A 26,834-nucleotide genomic window follows, 5' to 3' on the forward strand; every position below is an offset into this window, starting at 1 on the left:
TCTGGTCAGTCCAGAATCGAGGCGGGCCGAGAACCGGCGGCTACGCCGCTGTTCTCGGCCCGATGTCACACGCATGGCGCACGGTAGGCCCAGCCCAGCCACTGTCGGCCGTCATCGGCCGATGCATGCTTCGAGGGTACCTGGTCACCAGCGAGAAGGGGATCGCTCAGATGTCGAGGGTGCAGTCTCCCGCCGCCGCGGAGATGCACGTCTGCACCTTGTCGCCCGGCTGACGTTCGTCGCCGTTGCGCAGGTCGCGGGCGTGTCCCGCCGAGAGGGTGACCACGCAGGTCTGGCAGATGCCCATGCGGCAGCCGAAGGGCAGTTGCACGCCCACCGACTCGCCCGCCTCGAGCAGGCTGGTGGCGCCGTCGACGGTGAGGGTGCGCCCGGTGGTGCCGAAGGTGACGGTGCCGCCCTCGCCGATGGCGGAGCGTTCCACCTCGAAGCGTTCGATGTGCAGCTTCTCGCCGATTCCGGCGGCCTTCCAGTGCGTTTCGATGGCGTCGAGCATCGGGGCGGGGCCGCACGCCCAGGTCTCGCGCTCGCGCCAGTCGGGGTAGAGCTCGTCCAGGCTGGCCAGCGAGAACAGGCCGTGGGAGTCGGTGAGCTGCAGGTGCGAGACGAAGCTGGGGTGCTTGTCGTGCAGCGCGCGCAGCTCGGCGCCGAACATCACATCGGCGTCGGTGGGGGCGGAGTGCACGTGCACCACATCGGTGACGCCGTCGCGGCGGTCCATCGTGCGCAGCATCGACATCACGGGGGTGATGCCGCTGCCCGCGGTGAGGAACAACACCTTGGCCGGGGGCGGCTCGGGGAGCACGAACCCGCCCTGGGGCGCGGCCAGGCGCACGATGGTGCCCGCGGCCACGCCGTTGACCAGATGACCGGAGAGCTTGCCCTCGGGCATGGCCTTCACGGCGATGGAGATCAGCCGCTTGCTGCCCTCACCGGTCCAGTCCGGCGGACAGGTCAGCGAGTAGGAACGCCAGTTCCAGCGGCCGTCGATCAGGATGCCGATGCCGATGTACTGGCCCGGCTGGTAGCGGAAGTCGAAGCCCCAGCCCGGCTTGATCACCAGGGTCGCCGAGTCGGCGGTCTCCTTCTGCACCTCGACGATGCGCCCGCGCAGCTCACGCGCCGACCACAGCGGGTTGGCCAGGTGCAGGTAGTCGTCGGGCAGCAAGGGGGTGGTCACCCGGGCGACCGCGCCACGCAGCACGTTCAGCTTGCCGCCGCGATCGGCGACCTGCGCGGCCGGTGCTTCGAGCCATTCCCGGAACTTGTTCATGACCATGCTTGCCGTGTTCTCCCTGTGCGCCTGGCGAGCTTCGGTGGGGCAGCTCGCTCGAGGCCAGGTTACGGCATCGTAGGTTTCCCGGCAGTGGCGCCGGGGCACGAGCGCGACGGTCAGTGGGATGTCACAGCAAATCGAGCAGGAAAGGCAGTTCCTGAGTCGCGTACCAGGCCAGCTGATGGTCCTCGGCGTCCCCGAGGACGAACTCCGCGTCGGGATCGCCCAGGTCGGCGGCGTCGATCACGTCCACGGCCTTGGCGACCTGGGGTTCGGCCTCGGCCAGGTCGACATGCACCGAGGCCACCTTGTCGTAGGTCACCGGACCGGCCAGCTTCACCACCGCGTCGTCCAGATCGGGCCGCAGTTTCGCGCCGGTGACATCGGCGGCGATCACCGCGCGCCGGTAGATCGGGCTGCCCGGGTCGGTGGCGGCGGACTCGTCGTCGGGGTCGGCGTCGCCGTCGCGTTCGGCGGCGAGCAGGCGCAGCGAAGCGCGGGCGGCCTCCTGCATCGCCACCTCGGCGAGCTCGTCGTCGTCGCCCGCGGCGTAGGCCTCGCGCAGGGCGGGGGTCACCGCGAAGGCGGTCGCGCCCAGCGGGAAGATCTCGCGCTCGTCGACCAGCGCGCGCAGCATCGGGATCGTCGCCGGGATATAGACGCGCATCTTGCCGTTCTCAGAGACAGGCACCGAGCAACTCCTCCATCGATTCGTGCACCGAGGCCGCGAGGACGTCGATGTCGGCCATGGCGTCGCGGTCGGCGTTGAGTCCGTAGAAGACCTGACCGTCGTACGAGGTGAGTCCGAAACTCAACGTCTGATTGCGCAGCAGCGGCGATACCGGATACATCTCCAGCATGCGCGCCCCACCGATGTACATGGCGGTCTGTGGTCCCGGCGCGTTGGTGATCACCAGGTTGAACGTGTTGTCGGCGAAGGTACTCGCCGCCCGCACACTCATCGCGTGCAGGCTCGCCGGAGCGAACCCGGCCAGATGCACCAGCGTGCGCGCCCGCACCCGCTTGCGCGCGCGACCCGCGGCGTCGGTGGCGTGGGAGATGTGCGACAGGCGCATCGTCGGATTCGGTTCGCCCACCGGCAGATCGATGAGGAACGAGGACACCTCGCTGGCCGGGGTCAGCTGGTTGTCACCGTCGACGTAGACCGACATCGGCACCACCGCGCGCAGATTCGTCGACTCCACCAGCGCCTCGTTGCGCGAGAGCAACCAGTTGCGCAGCGCCCCGGTCACCACCGCCAGCACGGTGTCATTGATCGAGCAGTCGAAGTGGCGCCGGATCTTGCGGTAGTCCTCGAGGTCGGTGCGCACCACGTCGAAGCGGCGGCTGCGCGAGGTGCGCGCGTTGAGCGGGCTGTCCGGGGCGCCGGAGGTGGCCGCGCGTACCGCGTTGGCCGCGGCCTGCATCGCCATCCGGGTCCCGCGGACCACGCCGAACGCGCTCGAACCGGCGTCGCGCATCACCTCGTAGGCCTCGCGTGGCTGCGCGGCCAGCTGCGAGAGCGCCCCAGCCAGCAGTTCCACGTCGGTGGGTTCGCGCGGCGCGCGCCAGGCGTCGTCGGCCAGTTCGCGGGGCAGCGGGCTGTTGTCGAGGATCACGTGCCCGATCTCGAGCGCGGTGTCACCGTCGACCAGCGCCGAATGCGACTTGGTGAACACCGCGCTGCGCCCGTCGGACAGACCCTCGATCAGATACATCTCCCACAGCGGACGGCCCTGGTCCAGCGGGCGCGAGGCCAGCCGGGCGACCAGGTCGTAGAGCTGTTCGTCGCTGCCGGGACCGGGCAGCGCGGAGCGGCGGATGTGATAGCTGATGTCGAAGCGGCTGTCCTCCACCCACACCGGCCTGCCCATGGCCAGCGGGATCTCGCGCACCTTGCGGCGGTAGCGGGGGACCAGCGGCAGCCGGGATTCCACCAGGTCGATGAGGCGTTCGTAGTCCAGGGCCGGGCCGCTGACCCCGGGCGCGGTGTTCCGCAGGATCGCTAGAGAGCCGATGTGGATCGGGTTGCTGCTCGATTCGAGCCGGTAGAACGACGCGTCCTGCGGCGTCAATCTCGTGATCACGCGCTCCGCTGCTCCTTCCGGCGCCGTATCCGCAGATCGGGCACGCGCTACATCCTACGTCACACCAGGTGAATCGCGGTGCCCGGCAATGCGGCTCGGCGGGCGCCGTGACCTGGGCCGATGACAGCGCCTGGTACACCGGGCACCGGTGCACCCTGCCGGGTACGGTGGTCTGCGGACTACCATGGCCCACAACACTGTGGCTCACCAGCCGACCCACACTTCGACCAGAGGACTGACGAGACCCGTGCCTGCGCTGACACTGACGAGGTTGCTACGGATTGGTGAAGGCCGCATGGTCAAGCGGCTGTCGAACCTCGCCGACGAGGTCATCGCGTACGGCGAGGAGATCGAACAGCTCACCGACGACGAGCTGCGCGCCAAGACCGACGAGTTCAAGCAGCGCTACACCGACGGCGAAACCCTCGACGACCTGCTGCTCGAGGCGTTCGCGGTGGCTCGGGAGGCGTCCTGGCGGGTGCTCAACCAGAAGCACTACAAGGTCCAGATCATGGGTGGCGCCTCGCTGCACCTGGGCAACATCTCGGAGATGAAGACCGGTGAGGGCAAGACCCTGACCTGTGTGCTGCCCGCGTACCTCAACGCGATCTCCGGCGAGGGCGTGCACGTCGTCACCGTCAACGACTACCTGGCCAAGCGTGACGCGGAGTGGATGGGCCGCGTGCACCGCTTCCTCGGCCTCGAGGTCGGCGTCATCCTGGGCGGCATGACCCCGGCCGAGCGTCGCGTGGCCTACCACGCCGATGTCACCTACGGCACGAACAACGAGTTCGGCTTCGACTACCTGCGCGACAACATGACCCACTCCCTGGACGATCTGGTCCAGCGCGGGCACAACTTCGCCGTGGTCGACGAGGTCGACTCCATCCTCATCGACGAGGCCCGCACCCCGCTGATCATCTCGGGCCCGGCCGATGCCTCGTCCAAGTGGTACGCCGAGTTCGCGCGCATCGCGCCGCTGCTGAAGAAGGACGTCCACTACGAGGTGGACATCAAGAAGCGCACCATCGGTGTGCACGAGGCGGGCGTGGAGTTCGTCGAGGACCAGCTCGGCATCGACAACCTCTACGAGGCCGCCAACTCGCCGCTGGTGAGCTACCTGAACAACGCCATCAAGGCCAAGGAGCTCTACACCCGCGACAAGGACTACATCGTCCGCGACGGTGAGGTCATCATCGTCGACGAGTTCACCGGCCGCATCCTGGTCGGGCGCCGCTACAACGAGGGCATGCACCAGGCGATCGAGGCCAAGGAGAAGGTCGAGATCCAGCCGGAGAACCAGACCCTGGCCACGATCACCCTGCAGAACTACTTCCGCCTCTACAACAAGCTCTCCGGCATGACCGGTACGGCCGAGACCGAGGCCGCCGAGCTGCACTCGATCTACTCGCTCGGTGTCGTCCCGATCCCGACCAACAAGCCGATGGTCCGCAAGGACCAGGCCGACCTGATCTACAAGTCGGAAGAGGCCAAGTTCAACGCCGTCGTCGACGACGTGGTCGAGCGTCACGAGAAGGGCCAGCCGGTCCTGATCGGTACCACCAGCGTCGAGCGCTCGGAGTACCTGTCCAAGCAGTTCACCAAGCGCGGCGTGGCCCACTCGGTGCTCAACGCGAAGTTCCACGAGCAGGAAGCCCAGATCATCGCCGAGGCCGGTCGGCCCGGCGCGGTCACCGTCGCCACCAACATGGCCGGTCGTGGTACCGACATCGTGCTCGGCGGCAACGCCGACATCATCGCCGACATCCTGCTGCGCAAGCAGGGCCTGGACCCGGTGAACACCCCCGACGAGTACGAGGCCGCCTGGCATTCGGCGCTCGAGCAGGTCAAGAAGCAGACCGAGGACGACGCGGAGAAGGTGCGCGAGGCCGGTGGCCTCTACGTGCTGGGCACCGAGCGGCACGAGTCGCGTCGTATCGACAACCAGCTGCGTGGTCGCTCCGGCCGTCAGGGCGACCCGGGCGAGTCCCGCTTCTACCTGTCGCTGGGTGACGAGCTGATGCGCCGCTTCAACGGTGCCGCGCTCGAGGCCATCATGACCCGCCTGAACCTGCCCGACGACGTGCCGATCGAGGCCAAGATGGTCTCCAAGGCCATCAAGAGCGCGCAGACCCAGGTCGAGCAGCAGAACTTCGAGATCCGCAAGAACGTCTTGAAGTACGACGAGGTGATGAACCAGCAGCGCACCGTCATCTACGGCGAGCGCAACCGGATTCTGCGTGGCGAGGACATGGAGGGCCAGGTCCAGAACATGATCACCGACGTGGTCACCGCCTACGTCGACGGCGCCACCGCCGAGGGTTATGTCGAGGACTGGGATCTGGACAAGCTGTGGGGCGCGCTCAAGACGCTGTACCCGGTGAGCCTGGACGCCAAGGAACTCGCGGGCGAGACCGCCACCGGTGACGCCGGTGAGCTCACCCGCGACGAACTGCGCGAGGCCCTGCTCGACGACGCGCACACCGCCTACGAAAAGCGCGAGCAGGAGATCGACGGTCTCGCGGGCGAGGGCGCGATGCGCAACCTCGAACGCCAGGTCCTGCTCTCGGTCCTGGACCGCAAGTGGCGCGAGCACCTCTACGAGATGGACTACCTCAAGGAGGGCATCGGCCTGCGCGCGATGGCCCAGCGCGACCCGCTGGTCGAGTACCAGCGCGAGGGCTTCGACATGTTCGCCGCGATGCTAGAGGGTCTGAAGGAGGAGTCGGTCGGCTTCCTGTTCAACCTCCAGGTCGAGGTCCAGCAGCCCCAGCCCGAAGGCGTCTCCATCGACAAGGGCCTGCGCTCCCCGGTCGGCGCCCGCCCCCAGGACGCGGCCCCCACCCCCCAGGCCCCGCCCGCCCTGCGCGCCAAGGGCATCGACGAGTCCACCCCCCGCGGCCTGAACTACTCGGGCCCCGCCGAGGACGGCCGCGCCGAATCCCACTCCGACGCCCAGGAATACGGCGGCCGCCAACAGGCCCCCCGCCGCTCCCGCCGCGAAGCCGCCCGCGCCGAATCCAAGGGCAAGCGCCGCCGCTGAACTAGTTCCCTGACGAAGGCCCCCACCCCGGTGGGGGCCTTCGCTCGTTCCACCCACCCCGCCATACACGCGCCATGCATGTGTTCCTACATGCATGGCGCATGTACTATTGCATGCATGGTTGCCCTGCAGATCCGCGACGTTCCGGAGCCCCTGCGTGACCAGTTGGTCGCGCTGGCGCAGCGTCGCGGCCAGTCCCTTCAAGCTTTCCTGTTCGACCTCATCCGCGACGAGGCCCGCCGCCAGGACAATCTCGCCGTGCTCAAACAGTTCAGCCCCGCCACCTGGGATATCGCCTTCCCCGCCCACGACATCCAGGTCGCCCTGGATGCCGAACGCGCCGAACGCGATTCGGCCCTGACCGATCAGGAGGCCGCCGAGTGATCGTGGTCGACGCCTCGGTCTTCGCCCACGCCCTCCTGAACCCCGGCCCCCTGGGCGAACACTGCCGCACCGCCCTCGAAGCCGACAACCGCTGGATCGCCCCCCAACATTGGACCATCGAGGTCCTCTCGGTGATCCGCTGCTTCACCCGAGCGGGCACCCTCACCCCCGACCAAGCCACCCATGCCGTCACCGCCTTGGAAAAGCTCGACCCCGAAGTCCCCATAACCCGAGTCCTGGTCCCCAGAATCTGGCAACTCCGCGACAACCTGACCGCCTACGACGCCGCCTACGTAGCCGCCGCCGAAGCCTACGGCTGCGAACTACTCACCACCGACACCCGATTGGCCAACGCCCCGGGAATCACCTGCCCAGTACGCGTCCTGCGCTCCGAAGACTGATCCGCACCCGCCGCGAAGCCGCCCGCCCTACGGGCGGTGCAGCGCGTCGAGGGTGATCGCCAAGGTGACCGGACTGTCCAGGACCAGCGCGGTGCGGTGGACGCGGTGCGGCATGTACCGCATCCCGGACCAGTCGAGCCGGTACTCCTCGATCCGGTCGATGAGTTCCCAGCTCTTGTCGAAGTGGACGATCAGGTAGACCGGAATGCCCGCTCGGGCGTAGAGCTGATGCTTGACCCCGATGTCACTGTCGACCGTTGCCCGCGAAGCGACTTCAGCGACCAGAACGATGTGCTCGCGCACCGTGTTGACGTCGTACGGCTCGCAATCCCGGACGAAGACATCGGGATACCGGTATTGAGTCGGTGGTCCGCGGATTCGTCCTCCGCATCGGCGAATCGGACGGCGACATCGGACCCGACCCGCAGACAGGGACCGGCCGGATCACGCGCGTCTTCGAGTGCGGAGGCCAGGCGACGCACCACCCGACCGTGGGCGTCGGTCTGCGCCATCGCGCGCACGACGAGCCCATCGACCACCTCGAAGTCGCCGAAGGCGCTGCTGAGCGCCTCGTCGTCGCGGGCGGGCTCGAGCCTACCCGCAACCGGACGGCCCACCACGGCGCTACCGGTGTGGTAGATGTCGAGCGTGATCGAACGGTGGCGGGGGATCGTCCTTCTGGTGTGTGTCGGTGTGGTGTTGAGCGGGTGTTCGCTCCAGCGGGCATCACCGTTCGATGAACGGGTGGAGGTGTTCGCCGACCTGCCGGAGACATGTGCCGGGATCGATGCCACCGTGGCGGACAGCCTGCGGCTCTTCGGCGGCGGACTACCCAGTCCGGAGCGTGGGCTCACCGGAGACCCGCGATCGGACGGCAGCACCGGGCAGTCCCTGCGCTGCGTGCGAACCTTCGAGAATCCGGTCCCCGCCGGTACGGCGATGCCGTCGCGGGGTGCGATGCGGCGATCGGTGGTCGTCTCGTTGTGGCGGAGCCCGTCGGCACTCCGGGTCGGGGAAACCACGAGACCGATCGCGCCCGACACCGCGAGTTCGGAGATCGTCGTCGCCCCCACCGCATTGCCCGGTGTCGGCCATGACGCGATCACATGGGTGGAACGCATAGGCGACGGCATCGTCGCGGCACGTGCCGAGGCGACGATCGACAATCTCACCATCGACATCGAGACCCGGGGCGCAGACTGGTCGAGTTCGTTCCCGGTCAGCGACTCACCTGAGCTGCGTACCGATCTGCTCGCCGGAGCCGCCGCTCTCGTGACCGCGATGGCGGCAGCGCTACCGACACAGCTGTCACGCACCACGATCGGCGCCTATGCGTGGCTCCCCACGCCCTCGACCACGCGAGCGGCCGTCGCCGCGGAACCGTCGATCGACGCTTGGGATCCCTGTAGCCTGGCCGGTCCGGCCGCCGCAGCCGGTGTCACCGGCGCGGCTGAGCGGTCCGGCAGGCCCGATTCCCGCCACTGCTCGTGGGAGACCGACTGGGGAACTCTCGAGATCGACTCGGCAGCAGCTCTTTTCGAGCGCACTGTCTATTCTCCCAGCCGCTACGCCGAGCCGGAACCGGTCGCGTTCGGCACGCGGAACGCGATCCGCGTGGTGTGGGAGTCCCGGAGCCCATACTTCTGCGTCCTCGCCTTCGACACCCCGTTCGCGACTACCGCGGGGCGCTCGGTGGGTGTCGTCACCTTGCAGATCACCGATAACCGCTCCACCTCACCCCGGCAGGCTTGCGACAGGCTCACGTCCATCACCACCACTCTGGCTTCCCACCTTCCGTCCCCGCGCTGATCTGCTACCGCGGGGATATGCTGTCGCGCCGCGGAATCCGGCTCTGCGAGGGCCAGGCCGGGGTCGGTGTGGTAGAAGACGTACGGGTGGAGGTCTTTTCGGCTGTGCGCCTGGATGTGATGTGGTGGAGAAGGCGGTGGAGGCCTCACTGCGAACGGTCGGTGCGGCGGTGTTCGATCCCGAGGCGCATCTGCAGGTCGCCTCGGGAGGTGGGAGTCATGATCTGCAGTGTGGGGTGACGTTCGAGGATCCGATTCCCGCCGGTGATCTCTCCGCGGGGAGCCCGATGTCGCGCTCGGTGACGATTCGTCTCGCGGTGAACAAGACCGGCAAGCCCGTGGACGAACAGAAGGCGCTGGTCGACTACGACCATCTCACCGCGGATGCTGTCGTAGGCCCGGAATCCGTGGCCGGAGTCGGTCAGGATTCGATGGTCTGGACCGAGGCCGAGGACGGTGTGGCGTCGGTTCTCACCAAGACCAGGATCGACAACCTGTGGATCGATGTCGAGGCCTCGGGGCGGAACTGGCAGGGCGACAACGCCTTTCCCTCCGAAGACTCACCACAGCTGCGCGCCGACCTGCGCGCCGCGGCCGATGCGCTCACCCCGGCCCTCGCCACGACGCTGCCGCCGTCGCTCCCGCGCACCGAACTCGGTCGACGGGAGCAGTTGCCGGATCCGACGATTCCCGCCACCGCGCCACCGCCGGATTTCGCGAGCTGGGACCCTTGCGCGCTCGCCGGAGCGCGCGCCGAAGCGGCGGGCCTTCCGGCAGAGCCTCACGACCGGAGCCCTGACGACTCCCGGTGTAGTTGGCGCACGACAGAGTTCGATCTGATGGTCGAAGCGGACCACCAGGGATTCGTGCGCAGGTACTTCGATCCCGGTCACTATCGTGACCCACGTCGAATCTCCCTCGCGGGTCGCGACGCGCTGCGGTTGCTCTGGAAAGACAGCGAATACCACTGCCTGCTGGCGTTCGACACCCCGTTCGGCATTCGCGACGACGGTCTACGCATGGGTTCGGTGAAGATCGAGATCTCCGTCCGGGACCCGAAGTCCACGGACCAGAACTGCGCCACCCTGACCCGCGTAGCGGAATCCCTGGTGCCGTCGCTCCCCGCCGACCGCTGAGCTACGACGCCCGGTGGATGGGGTGGACGCGGGACAGGGCGCGTTTGGCTTCGGCGAGGGAGATGAGTTGGTCTTCGTCGTCGATTTCGGCGACGGCCGCTTCGGCCCATTCGCGTAGGAGGGTGGAGACGCCGACGCGGCGTTCGTCGGCGAGGTCTTTGAGGCGGGAGTGCAGGCCGAGGGGTAACCGGATGGAGGTGGTCACCATGATGTCCTCGTTGGCGGGGAGGCGGGGTGGGGCGTCGGCGGGCGTGTCGGAGAAGCTCAGCCGGTCCATGAAATCGGCGAGCTCTTCCTTGCTGGACGGATAGTCCTGATCGCTCATGATCGATTCCCACTTTCCCACTGCTCGAATTGCGCCAGTTCCTCGGCGCGCATCGCGCGTGCGCCGATGATCACCCACGTCCAGTCGTCGCGCTGCCGTGTGACCACGATCAGCGGGCGTCCGGCCGTGGTGCGCCCCCACACCGTCAGTACGGCCACCCGACCGTCGAAGGCCGGGCGTGGCCACCGTTGTGACGCTGCGAGGACCTGCCGAACCTCGCGGGGTTCGATGCCGATCAGGTGAGCGATCGCCCAATCAGGCCACTCGAAACCCATCAGTCCATAATACGCATGTAGTACCACCGGGCGGAAGCGCCACCGGCGCACGCGCGGTTACGCTCGCGGGAGCCGGTTGCCGAGGAAGGGGAGGCCGCGAAGGTGCCTACCGAGGTGGTTCGCCCGCTGTCGGCCTCGGAACGGTGGTTCTGGCTCGTCGATCAGCTCTCCCCGGCCAACTGTGTGGTCCGGTTGCGGGTGCGCGGGGCGATCGGCCCGTATCGCCTGGAGGACGCGGCCGCGGCGGTGGTCGCGGAGTTCCCGCTGCTGCGCACGGTCGTCGCCGACGGCCCGTGTTTCGTTCCCTCGACCGACCCGCACCTGCCGGTCCTGCACCGCGTCGTCGCCGACCCCGACGACTGGCACGCGGTCTTCGACGAGCAACTCGCCGAACCGGTCGACCTCACCACCTCGCCGGGCCGCGTCATCGACTTGGCGTGGCGCCCGGGCACTTCCGAGGAACAGCACGACCTGATCCTGGTGCTCTCGCACGTGTTGCTCGACGGCCGATCGATGGCCGCGCTGGGCTGGCGGCTGCTCGCCCACACCTTCGGCGCGCGACCTCCGGCTGCCTCGCGACCGCCGATCCCGCCGCCCGACGACCTGATCCCGCGCCTCCACACCCGCCCGCTGCGCTGCCTGCGCACCAACCTCACCGGTCAACTCACCGCGCTGGCCCGTCGCGCGGTCGGCCTGCCCGGCACCGCGCCGCCGCTGCCGGTGCGTCGCACCCGCACGGTGCCGCGCACGATCGACCGCGACGACCTGCGCGCCCTGCGGGCCCGGTGTCGCGAATCGGGCGTCACCGTCAACGCGGCCCTCGCGGCGGCGCTGGCCCACGCGCTGGGGGAACTGAGCTCGCGCGCTGCCGGGGTGGCCGGGATCGGCATTCCGGTGGACGTGCGGTCTCGGCTGGAACCGCCCCCGGACGACGACGAACCGGGCATGTTCACCGCCGTGGTCCCCACCTTCGTCCCGTTCGGCCCGCCGCACTCGGTCTGGGACGCCGCCCGCGCGGCGAAGACCCAGCTGACCCGCCGCCTCGACCGCCACGCCGACCTCACCGCGCTGGCCGCCATTCGCTACGGCTGCCCCCGTTCCCTCGAATCCGGCAGGCGCACCATAGAACTCATCGACCGCCGCGCCCCCTGGAACGTCACCCTCAGCAACCTCGGCCGACTCACCCCGCCGCCCACCCCCGAACCGATGGACCTCACCGCCCTCACCGTCGCGGGCACCAACTCCTGCGCCAGCGCCCTGACCGTCGCCGTCGCCACGCTCGACGACACCCTGTCGATCACGTTCTGCTACGTCGAGGACATGCTCCCCCACACCACCATCGAAACCCTGGCCACGAACACCCTCCACCTACTCACCACCGAGGTGGTCCACCCTTGATCGGCCGTGACCCGGATGCCGGAAGGGGTGCCCTCGATCGACCATCGCTCGGACAACCGGGAATGTGGCACCCGATCGGCCGTAGCCCGGAGGCCGGGAGTGGTCGGGCTGTGGCCTGGACGCGGGAGGGGGCGTGCCCGGACTTCCCAGCGGCCCACTCGGGCACGGTGGCCCACTCGGGCCCGGCGGGGCGGCCCACTCACGCGAGCAACGCCCGCACCATCTCCCGCAGCGCCCCCCGATCGGGCTTGTTCGTCCGCCCGCTGACCGGAATCCGGTCGACCACCACGATGTCGTCGGGCACCGCGGACACGTCGATGATCTGCGGCAACCGGGCACGCAGCAGCTCGGCCAGATCGCCCGCGTCCGGTTCGGCGACCACGGCCAGCACGATGCGTTCGTCGCCGACCTCGTCGGCCAGCCCGACCATGATCGCCTCGCGCACCCCCGCGATCGCGGTGATCACCGGTTCGTAGAGCCCGGGGTAGATATTGGTCTTGCCGCGGATCATCATGTCTTTCTTGCGGCCGGTGAGCACGAGTTGGTCGCCGTCGAAGCGGGCCAGGTCACCGGTGGCGACCTCGCGCAGCGGCTCGTGGCCGAGGTAGCCGCGGCACAGGTTCGGACCGGCCAGCACGAGTTCGCCGTCCTCGGCGATCCGCGCGTCCACGCCGCGCACCGGGGTGCCGAGCAGGTCGCCGTCGTGGGCGAGCTTGGCCGCGCCGGTGGCGACGGCGACCGGCAGGATCTCGGTCATGCCGTAGATGGCGAGGAACTCGGTGTCGGGCAACGACTTCTGGGCGCGACGCAGCAGGGCGGTGGTGACCGGCGCGCCCCCGAGAGCGACCTGTCGCAGGTGTGGTGGCGTGCTGAGGTCCCCGGCCTCGAGGGCGTCCAGGGCGACGGCCAGGTCGGCGGGGGTGTAGAAGGCGTGGGTGGCGCTGCGCAACTGGGCGGTGAAACGCACCGGATCGATGTGGGTGCCCAGGCGCGGATACCGGGGCAGGGCCCAGCGCGCACCGGCCATGAGCGCGGGCAGGCCCATCATGAGCTGCTCGGTGTGCAGGAACGCGCCCGGCGCCAGGCTGGTGCGTCCACCCATCGCGGCGAGCCCGGCGCTCAGCGAGGCGCGGGTGTGCACCACGGCTTTGGGCTCGTCGGTGGTGCCGGAGGTGAACACGATGAGCGCGTCGGCCTCGGGATCGATCGGTGGCAGGGCGGGTTCCTCGCCGCCACCGGTGAAGCGGCGCAAGGGTTTCGAGCCCAGGGGGGTTCCCGGTAACCAGGGACCGCTGTGCAGGTGACGCACCGGCAGCGCGCCGAAACGGGGGAGCGAGAGCCCGCGCCTGCGGCCGAGCCCCGCCAGCGGACCGCTCACCGCGTACAGCAGCGATTCCGTTGCGGCCCAGGTCGGTTCGACCAGGGACACCCGAGAGGCGAACAGTTCCGGGCCGACACCCGGGTCGACGAAGACGATGGTGCCGCCCGCCGCGATCGTCCCGAAGATCAACAGCACCGACGACACCCCGGGCCGGATCGAGAACAGCATCCGATCGCCGGGCCGGAACCCGGCCACCCGCAGATTGTGCGCCACCCGCCCGACGGTCTCGACCAGTTCGCGATAGGTGAGCGCGCGCTTGCCCACGGTCCCGATCGCCGAGGCGTCGGGGAACCGGTCGGCGTGCGCGGCCAGCCGGGCCAGGAAATCGGTGGTCACGTCACATTCCCCCTCGGTCCTGCCGTCTCACCGGATATCGACGACGTCGGGACGATAGCGGTGATCGGCGTACCAGGCCAGTGTCTTACGGATTCCCCAGGCGCGCACCCGCCGATTCGAGCCGTGCACGCGCACGTCCCTGCGCAGGCCGTAGTCGGTGGTGATGGTGCGCACGGCATTGACCAGGGCGCGATCCTCGTGCAGGTCCTCGATGGCGGTGCGCGGGAAACCGCCTGCGGCCGTGTACAACTCGGCGGTGATCGCCATATTGCAGCCCGGCGTCATCACGTACGGACCGAGATACTTCGGGTCCCGGTTCCCCGAGCGCACCTTGCCGAAGGCGGAGGCGACCTCGAGGGCGACCCGGATGATCGTGCGGTCCAGCCAGGACACCCCCTCGTCGGTACGCGGGATCAGCTGGCCGCTCACCAGGCGCAGGCCGGAGGCGAAACCGGCCCTGATCCGCGCGGTCCAGTCGGGTGCGGGCAGGCAGTCGGCGTCGGTGCGGGCCAGCAGGGTGGCGCCCTGGGCGATGGCGTAGCGCATGCCGGTGTCGGCGGCGGCGCCGGTGCCCTTCTGTGCCTCGGAGATCACCTCGATGCGCGGCACCGGATGGATCGCGGCGAATTTCTCGACGATCTCGACGGTGCGGTCGGTGGAGTTGTTGTCCACCACGACCACCGTGAAATCGGTGTCACGTTGGGCGGCAACGGCTTCCAGTGTCGCGGTGATGCCACGTTCTTCGTCGAAGGCGGGGATCACCACCCAGAGTTCGGTCATGGTGGGCCCTCCAGCAGTCGATCGAGTCCGCCGGTCTCCTCGACCCAGGCGTGGAAACGGTCCAGGCCGGTGGGGAAGGTGATCTCCGGTCGGAAACCCAGCTCGCGTTCGGCGCGCGAGAGGTCGTAGGTGGCCGAGCGGGTGACCAGCGCGACCGCGTAGCGCGACAGCGGCGGCGTCCACCGCTGGGCGACCGCCGGAATCCGCCAGACCGTCTCGATCGCGGCCAGCGCGCCACCGAGTACGGGCGCGGGCAGGGCGATGCTCGGCGCGGCCAATCCGAAGCGCTCGGCCACCGCGTCCAGCGTCGGCCACACCGGCACCGGCTCGGCGTCGGCGACGAAATACGCACGGCCACCGATGTTCTCCGCCGTCAGCGCCAGCGCCACCGCCTGCACGAGATGGTCGATGTAGCACAGCGACGCCCATACCTCACGGCCACCGGACAGGTCAGGCAGCCGACCGGCCCGCAGTTTCGCCAGCAGGTGGATGACGGGGCCGCTGCGGTCACCCGGACCCCACACCGCGCGCGGACGCAGGGAGCAGGTGGTGAACTCCGGGGTATCGGCGGCGAGCACCAATTGCTCGGCGACGGCCTTGGTCTCGCAGTAGCTGTTGAGGAACTTCGTCGGATACGGGACCGTCTCGTCGATGTCGAGCTGATCGCCGCCGTCCGGTGCCATCAGCGCGCTCGGGCTGCCGAGGAACACGAACCGCGCGACCCCGGCCGCCGCGGCCTCCTGCATCAGCCGATCCGTCCCGGCCACATTCACCGCGAAGAACTCCGCGGGCCGCCCGAACTCCCCGAGCAGCGCCGCCGCGTGCACCACCGCCTGGACCCCGGAGACCGCGCGGGCCAGCGCCGCCGCGTCCCCGAGATCGGCCACCGCCACCTCGACCCCCTCGGGCGCGCTCGCGCGATCCCGCACCATCGCCCGCACCGGCACCCCACGCGCCACCAGCCCGCGCACGACCGCCCCACCGACGAACCCGCTCGCCCCCGTCACCAGCACCGTCATCGCGCCACCCTACGACGACACCCCGACAGGATCGCCGACCCCCGGCGTCGGCCAGCGCGAGCCGACGACATCCCCTCGGCGCGCGAGCGCCCAGTGGTGTCGCGCGAGCCCGGCCGGGTGCTCATCGGGGGTCGAGGGTCTTCCACCAGGTCGCGCCGAGCAGCATGGTCATGGCGGTGGCCCGGCCGGGGGTGATGCCGCGCTCGGCGGCCTCGCGGCGGGCGGCGGGCACCTGGGCGGCGTGCACGACGACGCTCAGGAACGCATCGATCCAGAAGATCACCCGCAGCGGGCGGGAGCGGAACGGGCGGAGCACGCCGACGGCCAGGAAGATCCAGCCGATGATCGGGATCGAGCGCAGCGCGAGCACCAGGGTGCGGTCGGGCACCTGCGCGCGATGCCGGGCGGCCCCGGTGCGCGCGGGCCGCACCGTCCAGGTGTCGTCGTCGACCAGGTCGGGAACGGCATGCATCGGTCGGCTCGGCTTGGTCACTGCACTCCCAGTCCTCGGTAGGTCACGGCCGCCGCGGTCGGTCCGCCGTCGGCGGCCACGAACAGCAACGGCCGCTCGGTCGCTCCGGCGTCCCTGGCCGCGACGAACGCGGCGGTGAGCGCGGAAGTGTGGGCGTCACCGGCGAAATCGTCGGTGATCACGGTGTCGATGCCCAGCTCGGCGGCCAGCGACGCGGCGAAATCCGGGGTCGGCTTGCCGCACAGCAGCACCACCCGCGCGGGGTCGATGTCGTCGGCGGCCAGCGCCTCGCGGGCCGCGGCGGCCGCGTGCTCGACGAGTTCGGCTGTGCCGGTGGCGAGTTCGACGGTGAGCGAGGATCGACCCTCGGCGCCCATGGCCGAGAGTGTGACGTAGCCCTGCGGATCAGGCAGCGTGTCACCGGCGCTCACGTGCACGCCGCCGAAACCAACTGCGTCGCTGTGGTTCTCGAGCACGAGTGCCGCACCTACCGGCTCGAAGGCGAAATCCGCGTCGGCCCGCTGGGACGGGTGCGCGTCACCACTGACCACGACCACGTGGCCGGTGGGCAGATCGGCCAGCAGCGAGGACGCCACCCCGACCGCGTTGACCAGCCCGCACGCGCCGTTCATCAGGTCGAACGACAGGCACGGCAGCTCTCCGGCGCGATAGTCCAGCCCGATCCCGGCGGCCTGCTGGATCAGCGCCGCCACCGCCGGTTCCACGAGGTTCGCGTCGCGGTACACCCCGACATTGATGAGCGCGTCGACCTGCTCGGTGGTACAGCCCGCGCCGGTCAGCGCGGCACGCGCGGCCTCGGCCGCCTGACCCACCGAGCTGACGCCGCCGGACTGCGTGACGGCCGAAGAAATGATGATTCCCATACTGTCCTATACCCGAAGTTCGCCGATTGTCACCGACAGGAACCCGGCGACCACCCCGGAGGCGGCGGGCACCAGCAGCACCCTGGACCCCGGCGCGATCAGTCCCTGGCGCAGCGCGTCGTGCAGCACCACGAAATGCGAAGTGGAGGCGGTGTTTCCGTACCGGTCGAGCACGGCCAGCTTGGGCGGCATCACCGCGTCGAACTCGCGCTCGGCGATCTTGTCGATCAATTCGACGGCGGGACCGCTGAATTGGTGATGGATCAGGTAGTCGTAGCCCTCGTCGGCGAAGCGGGAGCCGCGCGCGGCGAGGAACTCGCGCTGGCGCGTGGTCCACAGCAGGTAGCGCGATTCGTTGTGCATGGCACGGTTGTCGGTGTAGAGCGCGACGCCGGGGCCCTGATCGCTCGGCATGCCCAGGCACAGTTTCGCGAAGGCGGCACTGGTGTTGAGCTCCACGTAGTCCAGGCCGGGCCCGTCGGTGCCGTCGAGCACCACGGCCGCGCCCGCGTCACCGACGGTGAGCGAGGCGAACTGCGGGTCGTACTTCTGCGAGATCTCGCGCACCGCGGTGTCGGAGATCGGGGTGATGCACTCACCCGAGACCACCAGGCCCCGTCGTACCGCGCCGGAGCGAATCATCCTGTCCAGCACCAGGACTCCGGTCATCATCCCGGCACAGGCATTGGAGACGTCGAAGTGGATCGCGCGTCGGGCACCGAGCGCGTTGCGCAGCATGAGCGCGAAGGAGGGCTCCAGGCAGAAGTCCTCGCCGCGAGTGCGGGTGATCGAGCAGGAGATGATCACATCCAGGTCGGCGGCCTCGTAGCGGGAGTTCGCCAGTGCGCCGCGCGCCGCCGCCAGCGCGATGGTGAAGGAGTCCTCGTCTTCGGCGCGTACTCGCCGCGCGCTGACGCCGCTGACCTTCTCCAGATCCAGCGGCGCGTCGACAGCGAGCTGGCGCATCAGCTCCGCGGTGGTCACTTCCCGAGTCGGCAGATACGCACCGACAGCTTCGATTGTCGAGTTCACCATGGCATTCACACTTCTCCGATATCGCGCGAGGGACAGCCCGCCCTCCGCGCATCCCGCCGATCCTAGTCACAGATCTTCACTATTCGGTCACGGTCGGCTAGATTCTGCCGGGGTGTGGAGTGCCGCTCGTCGTCAGGAACTCGTTCTTCTCGCCGCAGGTCAGCCGTGGCTACCGGGGTTACTGCTGCTGGGCCGGGTGGCGCGGCCGATCCGTAAGGTCCCTGGACTGGGCTGGTTCGTCGCCGATCCGCTCGTCGCCCGCCAGATCTACAACGACAGCACCCACTTCAGCATCGTCTCCGAGGGCGCGGCCGGGCACTGGTGGGCCCAGGTCATCGGGGAGTGGGTCGAGGACCTGTTCGAGGGGCCCGGTCACACCGCGCTGCGGGCCAAGGTGCGCGACCTGTTCACCCTCACCCACACCGATGCCCTGGTCCGCCGGGTGATCGGGCCCGATCTCGACGATCTGCGCGACCGGCTGGCCGCGGGCGAGACCGTCGACATCGCCACCCGCGCGCAGATCCTGGTCGGACGCAGCGTCTCGGACCTGGTCGGTATGCGCCCGGTCGACATCGCCGCGGCCATCGGCGGTGACCCCGACGCCGATCAGGACGCGCTGTTCCTGCGGCTGTTCCACCATGTCGAAGAGCTGGTCAACCTGGGTTTCGGCACCATGGCCTCGACCACACTCGACCCCGTCGCGGTGGCGCGGGCCAGGGAACTGGCCACCCAGCTGGCCGTCAATGTGCCCGACGCCTACGCCCGCGCCGACCCCGACACCACGCTGGGCCGCTGCCGGGAACTCGGGCTCGAGGTCGAGCACGCGGCGGGCCTGGCCATTCTCATGGCGGTGGCGGGCACCGACACCCTGGCCAGCGCCATGACCCGGATGGTCGCGATCCTGCACGACACCGACCAGCACCGCGCGCTGCTCGCCGCGCCGGACCGGATCGGCGACACGGTGCGCGAGACGCTGCGGGTTACCAGTCCGGCCTATCTGGTCGGGCGCTCGGTGACCGCCGATGTGCGCGTCGCCGACCGGGATCTGCGGGCGGGCGAGCACGTCAAGATCCTCACCTGGACGATCAACAACGCGGTCGGCGAGTTCCGGGTGGACCGCGACTACGTCCCCGAGACCCGTCAGCTCTGGTTCGGCGGCGGCAGGCACCTGTGCCTGGGCGCCCAGCTCGTGCATTCGGAACTGACCGCGCTGCTCGAAGCGCTCACCGCGGCGGGTCGGCCGTGGGAGATCGTCGAACGGAAGTACCGCCGCAAGGTCTTCATCCCCACCTACCGGACACTGCGCATCCGGCTGACCTGACACGGCGAAAACCCCGCCCACCAGGGTGGACGGGGTCTTGCCAGCGCGCGGGACTACTGGTTCTCGGGCGCGTTGATGCGGTTGTTGAAGCCGATGCCGACCACGATCGCGGCGGGCACCCCGGTCAGCACCAGACCGGCGGCGGCACCCAGCGGGATGCCGATGGCCGCACCGGCGAGGCACCCGGCCAGACCGGTGGCGCCACCGAGATCGAGCACCGGGATGCCCAGCACCAGGCCGCCGATACCGCCGATGACGCAGCCCGCGCCACCGCCGACCAGCGTGCCCACCAGGGTGCCGATCGAGGTGATGATGCCGAACTGGGTGGCCGCGGCGGAGACGGCGTCGTCGAAGGCGTCCTGGCGCACGACGGGCTTGACCGCGGCCGGGCGGGCCGCGGCGGCCTCGGTGCGCGGGGTCAGCAGCGCGCGGGTGCCGTCGATGGCGGCGTCGATCGGGTACTCGAGATCGTCGATGGTGTAGGCCAGCGGCAGCGCGGCGACGACATTGCCCTGGTCGTCGCGGACCTGGAACTGGTTGTTCTCGGTGGTGAGCGAGCCCGCGTCGGTCTCGACGAACACCGCGTCGCCCTCGATGCCGGTCTTCCAGTTGATGCCGGGCAGCACCTGGTTGACGCCCTGCTGCACGCCGTCGAGGAAGGCGGGGATCGGGGCGGGCGCCGGAGCGGCGTGCGAGGTGCCGGTGGCGACACCGAGCGCGGCGATGACAAGTGCGGAGGTTGCGGCAACCTTGCTGAACTTCATGAATGCAGTCTTTCCCTCAATGGCGGTGCTCCGGGAGGAGCGCAGGCCCTCGATCGAGCACCCATGAGCAAGTGTCCAACTGAATGTTGCCGAAAAGTAACTTAAAATGTCCTGAGAGGCCGAAACGGACAGTGATCTGCGTCATCGCCGGTGAAATTCATGTGCCGGGAATGGCTTTCGGGCGAATTTTCCGGATCGTGATCTAGGGCACGTCAGGATTCGGTCAGGTGGAGTCGCCGGGACAGATCCGAGGCGAACACCTGTTCGGGATCGACCGCGGCACGGACCCGTCGCCATTGCTCGAGCCGGGGATACATGGCCGCGATCATGGCGGGCGAGGTGCGCGAGTCCTTGGCGAAATAGAGTCGCCCGCCCGCGCTCAGCACCCGCTCGTCCAGGTCGGCGCACATCCGGTCCAGACCGTCGGCGAGGGCGAAGTCCAAGCTCAGCATGTATCCGGGGTGCGGCCAGGACAGCGGCGCCGGGTTGCTCGCGCCCATCCGCTTGAACACGTTGAGGAAGGAGTGGTGGCCGGATTCGGCGACGAACCGCACGGCGTCGGCGAGCTGGCGCTCGGCGCCGAACGGCATCGAGAACTGGTACTGCAACCACCCGCGACGCCCGTAGGCGCGGTTCCATTCCCCGAGCAGATCCAGCGGGTGATAGAACTGCGTCAGATTCTGGATTCGGCCACGGGCGCGGCGCGGGAACAGTCGATGCGCCGCCTCGGCCGCGATCCGCGTGGTGACGCTGTTGACCATTCCGTTGGGGAAGATATCGGGCACGGTGAACAATTGCGGCGCATCGAAATTCAACGGTCGGTGTCGCAAATTCACCGGCAATTGATCCACGGTGGCCAGCGAACCCCGGCTGAATCCGGCGCGACCGAGTTTCGGTCCGGTGGAAATGGTGTCGGGCACCGACATCGAATAGTCGTAGCCGTCGTCGGAGCCGTTGGTGAGCAGTTCCATCGTCTCGTCCAGATCGCGGGTGCGGTCGTTGTCGACGAGGAAGTACGCGGTCTCGGTGTGCTTCAGGCGGATTCGCGCGCCGGTGACGATGCCGGTGAGGCCCATGCCGCCGACCGTGGCCCAGAACAGGGCGGCGTCGGGGCCTTCGGGGGTGAGCGTGCGCAGCGAGCCGTCGGCGGTGAGCAGGTCCAAGGAGACGACGTGGTTGCCGAAGCTGCCCTGCGAATGATGGTTCTTGCCATGGATATCCGAGGCGATCGCGCCATCGATGGTGACCTGCCGGGTGCCGGGCAGCACCGGCACCCACAGCCCGTGCGGCAGCGCCCGGCGCATGAGGGTGTCCAGGCTGACGCCCGCGTCGAGGTCGACGATGCCGCTGTCGGGGTCGATGTGGTGGATGCGGTCCAGCGCGGTCATGTCGACCACCAGGCCGCCCGCGTTCTGCGCGGGATCGCCGTAGCTGCGGCCGAGTCCGCGCGCGATCACCCCGCGCGGTCCGGCGGTGCGGACCCGTTCGGCGATCACCGCGAGGTCGGGGGTGCGCAGCACCTCGGCCACGGTCGGCGCGGTCCGGCACCAGCCGGTCAGGCTGCGTCGGGTGGTGCGGGATTCCTGCGGCGCGAAAGTCACAGGGGCTCACGCTAAGAGCGTTTCCTGAGACCTACCTGAGGTTATCGTGCGGTTTCTGCGGAGATGCACTCAGTGTTTCCGCACCCGTCTCGGTCACTCGCGAGCAGACGACGTCCGATGCACTCAGTGTTCCCGCGCCCGTCTCCGTCACTCGCGAGCAGGCGACGTCCGATTCGCTCAGTGTTTCCGCCCGCATGTCGGTCACCCAGGTGCAGGCGATGTCGAGGAGGGCGTGGTCGTGGCTGATCAGGACGACGCCGAGGCCGGTGGTGGCGCGGTCCATGATCAGGCGGATGACGGTGGCGGTGGTGGCGGCGTCGAGCATGGCGGTGGCCTCGTCGAGGATGAGGTAGCGCGGGCGTTGGGCCAGGGCGCGGGCGACGCAGGCGCGTTGGAGTTGGCCGTCGCTGAGGGCGTGGGGGCGGCGGTCGAGCAGGTCGGGGGTGAGGCCGACCTCGGCGGCCAGGGCGGGCAGGTCGGGGGTGGGGCCGCCGCGGATGACCGCGGGTTCGGCGATGATCCGGGCCAGGGTGAGCTGGGGATTGGTGGCGGCGCGCGGTGATTGGAAGACCATGGCGACCGCGCCGCGCTGGTGGCGCGGGGGCTTCCCGTCGCAGGTGATCCGGCCCGCGGTGGGGGTGAGCAGTCCGGCGAGCGCGCGGGCCAGGGTGGTCTTGCCCGAGCCGGAATCGCCGGTGATACCGACGATTTCGCCGGGAGCGACGCGCAGGTCGACCTCGCGCACGACCGGGGTGGCCGGGTCGTAGCCCACGGTGACGGCGTCGGCAGCGAGCATCATGGCCTCGGTTCGCGGATCAGGCGCTGGTCGCGGCGGGCCAGGGCGGTGGGTGTGCCCGCGTAGGGGCACAGCTCGGACAGGTTCGTCAGCGGGCGCGGTGGGTGGGGCAGGGGGCGCAGGCCGCGTTCGGGGAGGGCGGCGAGCAGGTCGCGGGTGTAGTCGTGCCAGGGGTCGTCGAGGACCTGGGTGGCGGGGCCGACCTCCATCAGCCGGGAGGCGTACATGATGGCGAGGGTGTCGGCGATCCCGGCGCGCAGCAGGTGCGCGAGGTCGTGGGTGATCAGCAGGACCGCCGCGCCCTGGTCGGCGCAGTCGCGCAGCAGGGCGCCGATCTGGTCGGTGCGGGCGCGGTCGAGACCGGCGGTGGGTTCGTCGGCGACGATGACCGCCGGGTCACCGGCCAGGGCCGCCGCCACGGCCGCCCGCTGGGCCATGCCGCCGGACAGCTCGTGCGGGAACTTCCCGAGGGCGGTGGGTTCGAGTCCGGCCCTGGTCAGCAGGTCGGCGGGATCGTGCCCGGTGCCGAGCGCGGCGATGGTCTCGGTGAGCTGGGAGCCGATCGTGCGCACCGGGGTGAAGTGGGTGCCCGGTGACTGCGGGACCAGCGCGATGTGGCGGCCCCGATACGGCTCCCGGTCGGCGAGGATGTCCAGGCTCCGGTCGGCCAGCTCGAGGCGGACCGACCCGGTGGTGACGGCCCTCGGGGGCAGCACGCCCAGGATCGTGCTCGCGACGATCGACTTGCCGCACCCGGATTCGCCCGCGAGCGCGGTCACCGTGCCCGCTGGGATCTCCAGGCAGACCTCGGTGACGGCGTGCACCACCTCACCCGGTCGGACGGGAATCCGCACGGTCAGGTCTTCGATGGTCAGTCCGGTCATCGCGGCATCCTCGACGGTGTCGGCGGCAGCAGCAGGGTGCGTAGCGAGGACCCGGCCACGGCCACCGCCACCGTGGTCAGCACCAGGAATCCGGCCGGGAACAGCAGCGTCCACCAGCCGCCCAGCAGTAGTGAGGTGCGTGCCTCGGCGAGCAGGGTGCCCAGGCTCGGTTCGTGCGGGGGTAGGCCGAAACCCAGGAACGACAGGGTCGATTCGTGCCAGATGGCATGGGGCAGCAGCAATACCACCGCGATCAGGGCCTGCGGAGCGACGGCGGGCAGCAGGTGCGTGCGCAGCAGGTGGGTGCGGCGCGCGCCCGCCAGCACGGCCGCGGCGACGTAGTCGCGTTCGCGCAGGCTCAGGCTCTCGGCCCGCACGATGCGCGCCACCTGCACCCAGTGGGTGAGCCCGATCGACAACACCACCGCCGCCACATTCCCCCGGAACAGCGCCACGATGACGATGCCCAGCAGCAGATGCGGCAGCGCGTTGGCGGTGTCGGCGCAACGCATGATCACCCGGTCCACCCGGCCACCGGCCAGCGCCGACACCGCACCGACCAGCACGCCCAGCAGGGTCGACAGCGCCGCCGCGCACGCGGCGACGATCAGTGAGGTGCGCAGGGCCGCCGCGATCCGGACGAACAGGGATCGCCCGGCGGCATCGGTGCCGAACCACCACTGTCCCGACGGGGCCTGGCGGGCGGTGGCGAAATCGGTCAGCCGTTCGTCGACTCCGGCCAGCCACGGCACCAGCACCGCGTAGGCCACCACCGCCAGCAGCACCGTGAGCGCGGCGTAGAGCCGCCGCCGCTCAGCCATCGGCCCGCACCCGGGGATCCAGCAGCACCACCGCGACATCGGCGAGCAGCGACCCGAGCATGACCGCGCAGGTGATGCCGACGGTGAGCACGGCCAGCAGCGCCATGTCCAGATCCTGGGCCGAGCGCACGAACGCCCCGGCGATGCCCGGCCACGAGAAGATCTCCTCCACCAGCACCGCACCCACCACCACCTCGGGCAGCCGGACGCCGAGAATGGTCACGAACGGCGCCAGCGAGGTGGGCAGGATGTGCCCGCGGGTGATGGTCGCGGTGTCGATACCCCGGGTCGCGGCACCGACCACGAAATCCTCGGCGCGGTTGCCCGACACCGATTCACGCACCGCCAGCAGCAGCCACGGCAGTTGCGACAGGGCCAGCGCGGCGGCGGGCAGCACCAGATGTCGCAGCACCTGGGCGAGATCCGGATCGGCGCCCGCGTCGGTGAGTCCGGCGGGCGGAAGCCAGCCCAGCCCCACCGCGAACAGCGCGATCGCGGCCAGCGACACCACGAACGGCGGCAGCCCCTGCAACATCACGCAGACCGCCGCGACCGCCTTGTCGACCGGCCCGCCCCGGTGCATTCCCGCCCACGCGCCCACACTCAGCGCCAGCACGACGGCCACGGTCATCGCGACGACCACCAGCAGCATCGTCCACGGAAGTCGTTGGGCGAGTAGGCCACCCACCGGCTGGGAGAATCCGCGCGAGACGCCGAGGTCGCCGTGGATCAGGTCGGCGAGCCAGCGCCCGTAGAGCTGGTACCAGGGGGCGTCCAGGCCCAGCTGCTCGGTGAGCAGGGTCCGGTCGGCCGCGCTGGTCGACTCGTAGCGCGAACCCAGATAGCCCACCAGCGGATCGAACGGCGACACCGCCGCCGCCGCGAACAGCGCCGCCGACACCGCGATCAACACGGGCACCAGCACGAGTACCCGCCTGCCGACCATGGCCGCGATCCCGCGCCCGCGCCATCGGCCGCGTGTCACCGGCGCGACCAGGTCTGCAACGACCACCACGGACCCCAGGTGACGCCGTGCGCGTGCGGTTCCAGAATCGGGCCCGAGGTGTTCCAGTCGGCGTCCTTCAGCACATAGGTGTGGTCCAGATGCACCAGGAACACGTGGCTCGGGTCCTGGATGTAGCGGTTCTGCACCGCCCGGTACGCGCTTGACCGCACCGCCGGATCGCTACTGCGGCGGGCGATGTCGAGCTGGGCGTCGATCACCGGATCGTCGGTGCGGCTGGCGTTGTCGTACGGGCTGCCGAGGTCGGCCGAGGGGGAGTGCAGGGTGTTGTAGACCTGGGTGTCGGGGTCGTAGGGCTCGTCACCGCCGCCGAGCAGGATGCCGTCGCGGGTGATGCGTGGCTCGATCCGATCCCACGACAGCGCCGCCAGATCCACCTCGACCCCCACCTTGCGCGCGTCGGAGACGAAGGCCAGCGCGAGATCGCGACGCAGGGTGTCGGTGGAGTTGTACATCACCGTGAACCGTGCGCGCACACCGTCTTTCGCGCGCACACCGTCGGCCCCCGCGCGCCATCCGGCGGTGTCGAGAATCTGCTCGGCGCGGGCGCGATCGAAGGCGAACACGGCGGTCGGGTCGTGCGCGTCGCCGTAGACCTCGGGCAGCGGTGTGTAGGCGGGTCTGCCGTGGCCGCCGAGGATGTTGTCGATCATCGCTTGCCGGTCGACCGCGTGATTGAGCGCCAGCCGGATGGCCGGATCGCCCGCCACCGGGTCGGCGGCGGGCATCGACACCCCGCGCCAGTCGGCGGAAGTGTTGGACCGCACCGACATTCCCGCGCGCCCGTCGAAGGTGGCCGCCAGAAGTGGAGGCAGTGAGGTGCCGTCGAGTTCGCCCGCCGCCATGCGTTGGGCGCGGGTGTTGTCGTCGGGGACGTAGAGCAACGTCAGGCGTTTGACCGAAGGCGCTCCGCCCCAATAGTTCTCGTTCGCCTCGAAGATCGCTCGGGTCGGTTCCAGCGTGGTGAGCCGGTAGGGGCCGGTGCCGATCGGGGCGGCGTTGAGCGGGGATTCGGTGGCCGGGCCCGGCGTCGCGACCGATTCCGACGGCACGATCCCGATCAGCAGTTTGGTCGGGAACGCGGCGTAGGGGTGACGCAGGGTGAACCGCACCGCGTGCGGGTCGAGGGCCTCGACCTCCTCGATCATCGAGTACGAGGACCGCACCTCCGAGGCCGACGCGGGGTCCAGGATCGCCCGGTAGGTCGCCACCACGTCGGCGGCGTCGAACTCCGAACCGTCGCTGAAGCGCACGCCCCGGCGCAGCGGCGCGGTCCACACCGTGGCATCGGCGTTCGGTGTCGGCGCCTCGGTGGCCAGCGCGGGGGTGAAGCCGGGCAGGCCGGTGCCGCCGCTCAGGCGCAGCAGGCCGTCGTAGACCTTCGCCTCCCCGGCCGCGCCGTACCCGGCCACCGGGTTGTAGCCACCCAGCTCGTAAGCGTCGGCCAGCACGATCGCGTCGGGCGACCCATTCTGCGGCGCCCCGCAGGCGGACAGTGAGATCGCCAGCGCGAGCGCCGCTCCCAGCGTGCACAGCGGCCTGACCCCGAACATTCCCACGCGCCC

26 protein-coding genes are annotated in these 26,834 nt (G+C 69.8%); 7 read left to right on the top strand and 19 right to left on the bottom strand.

The annotated features are described in order from the left end of the window. Positions 1–166 precede the first annotated feature (166 nt). From QC180_RS15065 to QC180_RS15075, 3 genes are all read right to left on the bottom strand, one after another. Entirely contained in the window at positions 167–1,297 is a 1,131-nt protein-coding gene (locus QC180_RS15065) for a ferredoxin reductase (protein ID WP_278263357.1), read from the bottom strand. Between the two features lie 124 nt (positions 1,298–1,421). After that, positions 1,422–1,961, bottom strand: coding sequence for a DUF6912 family protein (locus QC180_RS15070; protein WP_278263663.1), 540 nt, complete (start codon positions 1,959–1,961; stop codon positions 1,422–1,424). A 10-nt stretch (positions 1,962–1,971) separates the two neighbouring features. Beyond that, entirely contained in the window at positions 1,972–3,381 is a 1,410-nt protein-coding gene (locus QC180_RS15075; protein WP_278263358.1) for a WS/DGAT/MGAT family O-acyltransferase, read from the bottom strand. 247 nt (positions 3,382–3,628) lie between these two features. Here QC180_RS15075 and secA point away from each other — a divergent pair, with 247 nt between their 5' ends. The 3 genes from secA (at position 3,629) to QC180_RS15090 (ending at position 7,209) form a co-directional block, all read left to right on the top strand. Further along, a complete protein-coding gene (secA, locus tag QC180_RS15080) occupies positions 3,629–6,424 on the top strand; it encodes a preprotein translocase subunit SecA (protein WP_278263359.1) in 2,796 nt (931 codons plus the stop codon). A 117-nt stretch (positions 6,425–6,541) separates the two neighbouring features. Beyond that, complete coding sequence (locus QC180_RS15085; RefSeq protein ID WP_278263360.1) at positions 6,542–6,808, top strand: hypothetical protein; 267 nt, start codon at positions 6,542–6,544, stop codon at positions 6,806–6,808. Then, the gene (locus QC180_RS15090; protein ID WP_278263361.1) at positions 6,805–7,209 is read left to right on the top strand and encodes a type II toxin-antitoxin system VapC family toxin; all 405 of its coding nucleotides are present in this window, start codon (positions 6,805–6,807) and stop codon (positions 7,207–7,209) included. The genes QC180_RS15085 and QC180_RS15090 overlap by 4 nt, the downstream gene beginning before the upstream one ends. Before the next feature lie 27 nt (positions 7,210–7,236). Here the strand turns inward: QC180_RS15090 and QC180_RS15095 are convergent, their stop codons facing one another. Beyond that, positions 7,237–7,641, bottom strand: coding sequence for a Uma2 family endonuclease (locus tag QC180_RS15095; RefSeq protein WP_347567329.1), 405 nt, complete (start codon positions 7,639–7,641; stop codon positions 7,237–7,239). Between the two features lie 645 nt (positions 7,642–8,286). Here QC180_RS15095 and QC180_RS15100 point away from each other — a divergent pair. Then, on the top strand, positions 8,287–9,018 hold the full coding sequence (locus tag QC180_RS15100) for a hypothetical protein (RefSeq protein ID WP_278263362.1): 732 nt from the start codon (positions 8,287–8,289) through the stop codon (positions 9,016–9,018). A gap of 136 nt (positions 9,019–9,154) precedes the next feature. Then, entirely contained in the window at positions 9,155–10,153 is a 999-nt protein-coding gene (locus QC180_RS15105; protein ID WP_278263363.1) for a hypothetical protein, read from the top strand. Position 10,154: 1 nt separating this feature from the next. On the opposite strand, the gene QC180_RS15110 is transcribed toward QC180_RS15105, so the two are convergent. Together QC180_RS15110 and QC180_RS15115 are read right to left on the bottom strand one after the other, a co-directional pair. Continuing rightward, a complete protein-coding gene (locus tag QC180_RS15110) occupies positions 10,155–10,478 on the bottom strand; it encodes a hypothetical protein (protein WP_278263364.1) in 324 nt (107 codons plus the stop codon). Beyond that, a complete protein-coding gene (locus QC180_RS15115; RefSeq protein ID WP_278263365.1) occupies positions 10,475–10,753 on the bottom strand; it encodes a hypothetical protein in 279 nt (92 codons plus the stop codon). Before QC180_RS15115 ends, QC180_RS15110 begins: the two co-directional genes overlap by 4 nt. 114 nt (positions 10,754–10,867) lie before the next feature. Between QC180_RS15115 and QC180_RS15120 the strand changes: the two genes are divergently transcribed. Beyond that, positions 10,868–12,151 (top strand): phthiocerol/phthiodiolone dimycocerosyl transferase family protein, encoded by a 1,284-nt coding sequence (locus QC180_RS15120; RefSeq protein ID WP_278263366.1) that lies wholly within the window; start codon positions 10,868–10,870, stop codon positions 12,149–12,151. Between the two features lie 199 nt (positions 12,152–12,350). Here the strand turns inward: QC180_RS15120 and QC180_RS15125 are convergent, their stop codons facing one another. The 6 genes from QC180_RS15125 to QC180_RS15150 all read right to left on the bottom strand — a co-directional run bounded on the left by QC180_RS15125 (position 12,351) and on the right by QC180_RS15150 (position 18,007). Beyond that, positions 12,351–13,868: a class I adenylate-forming enzyme family protein gene (locus QC180_RS15125; RefSeq protein WP_278263367.1), complete on the bottom strand. Its 1,518-nt coding sequence runs from the start codon at positions 13,866–13,868 to the stop codon at positions 12,351–12,353. 27 nt (positions 13,869–13,895) lie between these two features. Continuing rightward, positions 13,896–14,648 carry a glycosyltransferase family 2 protein gene (locus QC180_RS15130; RefSeq protein ID WP_278263368.1) on the bottom strand — a complete coding sequence of 251 codons (753 nt, stop codon included), beginning with the start codon at positions 14,646–14,648 and terminating at the stop codon, positions 13,896–13,898. Beyond that, a complete protein-coding gene (locus QC180_RS15135; RefSeq protein ID WP_278263369.1) occupies positions 14,645–15,667 on the bottom strand; it encodes an NAD-dependent epimerase/dehydratase family protein in 1,023 nt (340 codons plus the stop codon). The genes QC180_RS15130 and QC180_RS15135 overlap by 4 nt, the downstream gene beginning before the upstream one ends. Positions 15,668–15,788: 121 nt before the next feature. Further along, entirely contained in the window at positions 15,789–16,139 is a 351-nt protein-coding gene (locus QC180_RS15140; RefSeq protein WP_278263370.1) for a hypothetical protein, read from the bottom strand. A gap of 17 nt (positions 16,140–16,156) precedes the next feature. Then, positions 16,157–17,023 carry a beta-ketoacyl-[acyl-carrier-protein] synthase family protein gene (locus QC180_RS15145; RefSeq protein ID WP_278263371.1) on the bottom strand — a complete coding sequence of 289 codons (867 nt, stop codon included), beginning with the start codon at positions 17,021–17,023 and terminating at the stop codon, positions 16,157–16,159. Between the two features lie 6 nt (positions 17,024–17,029). Continuing rightward, the gene (locus QC180_RS15150; protein ID WP_474646451.1) at positions 17,030–18,007 is read right to left on the bottom strand and encodes a 3-oxoacyl-ACP synthase III family protein; all 978 of its coding nucleotides are present in this window, start codon (positions 18,005–18,007) and stop codon (positions 17,030–17,032) included. Positions 18,008–18,170: 163 nt separating this feature from the next. Here QC180_RS15150 and QC180_RS15155 point away from each other — a divergent pair, with 163 nt between their 5' ends. Beyond that, positions 18,171–19,379 (top strand): cytochrome P450, encoded by a 1,209-nt coding sequence (locus tag QC180_RS15155; RefSeq protein ID WP_278263373.1) that lies wholly within the window; start codon positions 18,171–18,173, stop codon positions 19,377–19,379. Between the two features lie 53 nt (positions 19,380–19,432). On the opposite strand, the gene QC180_RS15160 is transcribed toward QC180_RS15155, so the two are convergent. From QC180_RS15160 to QC180_RS15190, 7 genes are all read right to left on the bottom strand, one after another. Next, positions 19,433–20,143: a DUF8020 domain-containing protein gene (locus QC180_RS15160; RefSeq protein WP_278263374.1), complete on the bottom strand. Its 711-nt coding sequence runs from the start codon at positions 20,141–20,143 to the stop codon at positions 19,433–19,435. A gap of 212 nt (positions 20,144–20,355) precedes the next feature. Continuing rightward, a complete protein-coding gene (locus QC180_RS15165; RefSeq protein WP_278263375.1) occupies positions 20,356–21,744 on the bottom strand; it encodes a decaprenylphosphoryl-beta-D-ribose oxidase in 1,389 nt (462 codons plus the stop codon). Between the two features lie 31 nt (positions 21,745–21,775). Further along, complete coding sequence (locus tag QC180_RS15170) at positions 21,776–22,543, bottom strand: ABC transporter ATP-binding protein (RefSeq protein ID WP_347567327.1); 768 nt, start codon at positions 22,541–22,543, stop codon at positions 21,776–21,778. Continuing rightward, positions 22,540–23,424 (bottom strand): ATP-binding cassette domain-containing protein, encoded by an 885-nt coding sequence (locus QC180_RS15175; RefSeq protein ID WP_278263376.1) that lies wholly within the window; start codon positions 23,422–23,424, stop codon positions 22,540–22,542. Before QC180_RS15175 ends, QC180_RS15170 begins: the two co-directional genes overlap by 4 nt. Then, positions 23,421–24,245 carry an ABC transporter permease gene (locus tag QC180_RS15180; protein WP_278263377.1) on the bottom strand — a complete coding sequence of 275 codons (825 nt, stop codon included), beginning with the start codon at positions 24,243–24,245 and terminating at the stop codon, positions 23,421–23,423. The genes QC180_RS15175 and QC180_RS15180 overlap by 4 nt, the downstream gene beginning before the upstream one ends. Further along, the gene (locus QC180_RS15185) at positions 24,238–25,269 is read right to left on the bottom strand and encodes an ABC transporter permease (protein ID WP_474646464.1); all 1,032 of its coding nucleotides are present in this window, start codon (positions 25,267–25,269) and stop codon (positions 24,238–24,240) included. The genes QC180_RS15180 and QC180_RS15185 overlap by 8 nt, the downstream gene beginning before the upstream one ends. After that, positions 25,227–26,822 carry an ABC transporter substrate-binding protein gene (locus tag QC180_RS15190; RefSeq protein ID WP_278263666.1) on the bottom strand — a complete coding sequence of 532 codons (1,596 nt, stop codon included), beginning with the start codon at positions 26,820–26,822 and terminating at the stop codon, positions 25,227–25,229. The genes QC180_RS15185 and QC180_RS15190 overlap by 43 nt, the downstream gene beginning before the upstream one ends. Positions 26,823–26,834: the final 12 nt, after the last annotated feature.

The organism is Nocardia anocheti (genome assembly GCF_029675105.1).
GTDB lineage: Bacteria > Actinomycetota > Actinomycetes > Mycobacteriales > Mycobacteriaceae > Nocardia.

Coding starts and splice junctions, on each gene's coding strand:
- QC180_RS15115 (WP_278263365.1), bottom strand. CDS start 10,753: ATGGGTTTCGAGTGGCCTGATTGGGCGATCGCTCACCTGATCGGCATC.
- QC180_RS15065 (WP_278263357.1), bottom strand. CDS start 1,297: ATGGTCATGAACAAGTTCCGGGAATGGCTCGAAGCACCGGCCGCGCAG.
- QC180_RS15145 (WP_278263371.1), bottom strand. CDS start 17,023: ATGGGAATCATCATTTCTTCGGCCGTCACGCAGTCCGGCGGCGTCAGC.
- QC180_RS15110 (WP_278263364.1), bottom strand. CDS start 10,478: ATGAGCGATCAGGACTATCCGTCCAGCAAGGAAGAGCTCGCCGATTTC.
- QC180_RS15085 (WP_278263360.1), top strand. CDS start 6,542: ATGGTTGCCCTGCAGATCCGCGACGTTCCGGAGCCCCTGCGTGACCAG.
- QC180_RS15135 (WP_278263369.1), bottom strand. CDS start 15,667: ATGACGGTGCTGGTGACGGGGGCGAGCGGGTTCGTCGGTGGGGCGGTC.
- QC180_RS15140 (WP_278263370.1), bottom strand. CDS start 16,139: ATGCATGCCGTTCCCGACCTGGTCGACGACGACACCTGGACGGTGCGG.
- QC180_RS15170 (WP_347567327.1), bottom strand. CDS start 22,543: ATGATGCTCGCTGCCGACGCCGTCACCGTGGGCTACGACCCGGCCACC.
- QC180_RS15190 (WP_278263666.1), bottom strand. CDS start 26,822: ATGTTCGGGGTCAGGCCGCTGTGCACGCTGGGAGCGGCGCTCGCGCTG.
- QC180_RS15175 (WP_278263376.1), bottom strand. CDS start 23,424: ATGACCGGACTGACCATCGAAGACCTGACCGTGCGGATTCCCGTCCGA.
- QC180_RS15180 (WP_278263377.1), bottom strand. CDS start 24,245: ATGGCTGAGCGGCGGCGGCTCTACGCCGCGCTCACGGTGCTGCTGGCG.
- QC180_RS15130 (WP_278263368.1), bottom strand. CDS start 14,648: ATGACCGAACTCTGGGTGGTGATCCCCGCCTTCGACGAAGAACGTGGC.
- QC180_RS15160 (WP_278263374.1), bottom strand. CDS start 20,143: ATGAAGTTCAGCAAGGTTGCCGCAACCTCCGCACTTGTCATCGCCGCG.
- QC180_RS15070 (WP_278263663.1), bottom strand. CDS start 1,961: ATGCGCGTCTATATCCCGGCGACGATCCCGATGCTGCGCGCGCTGGTC.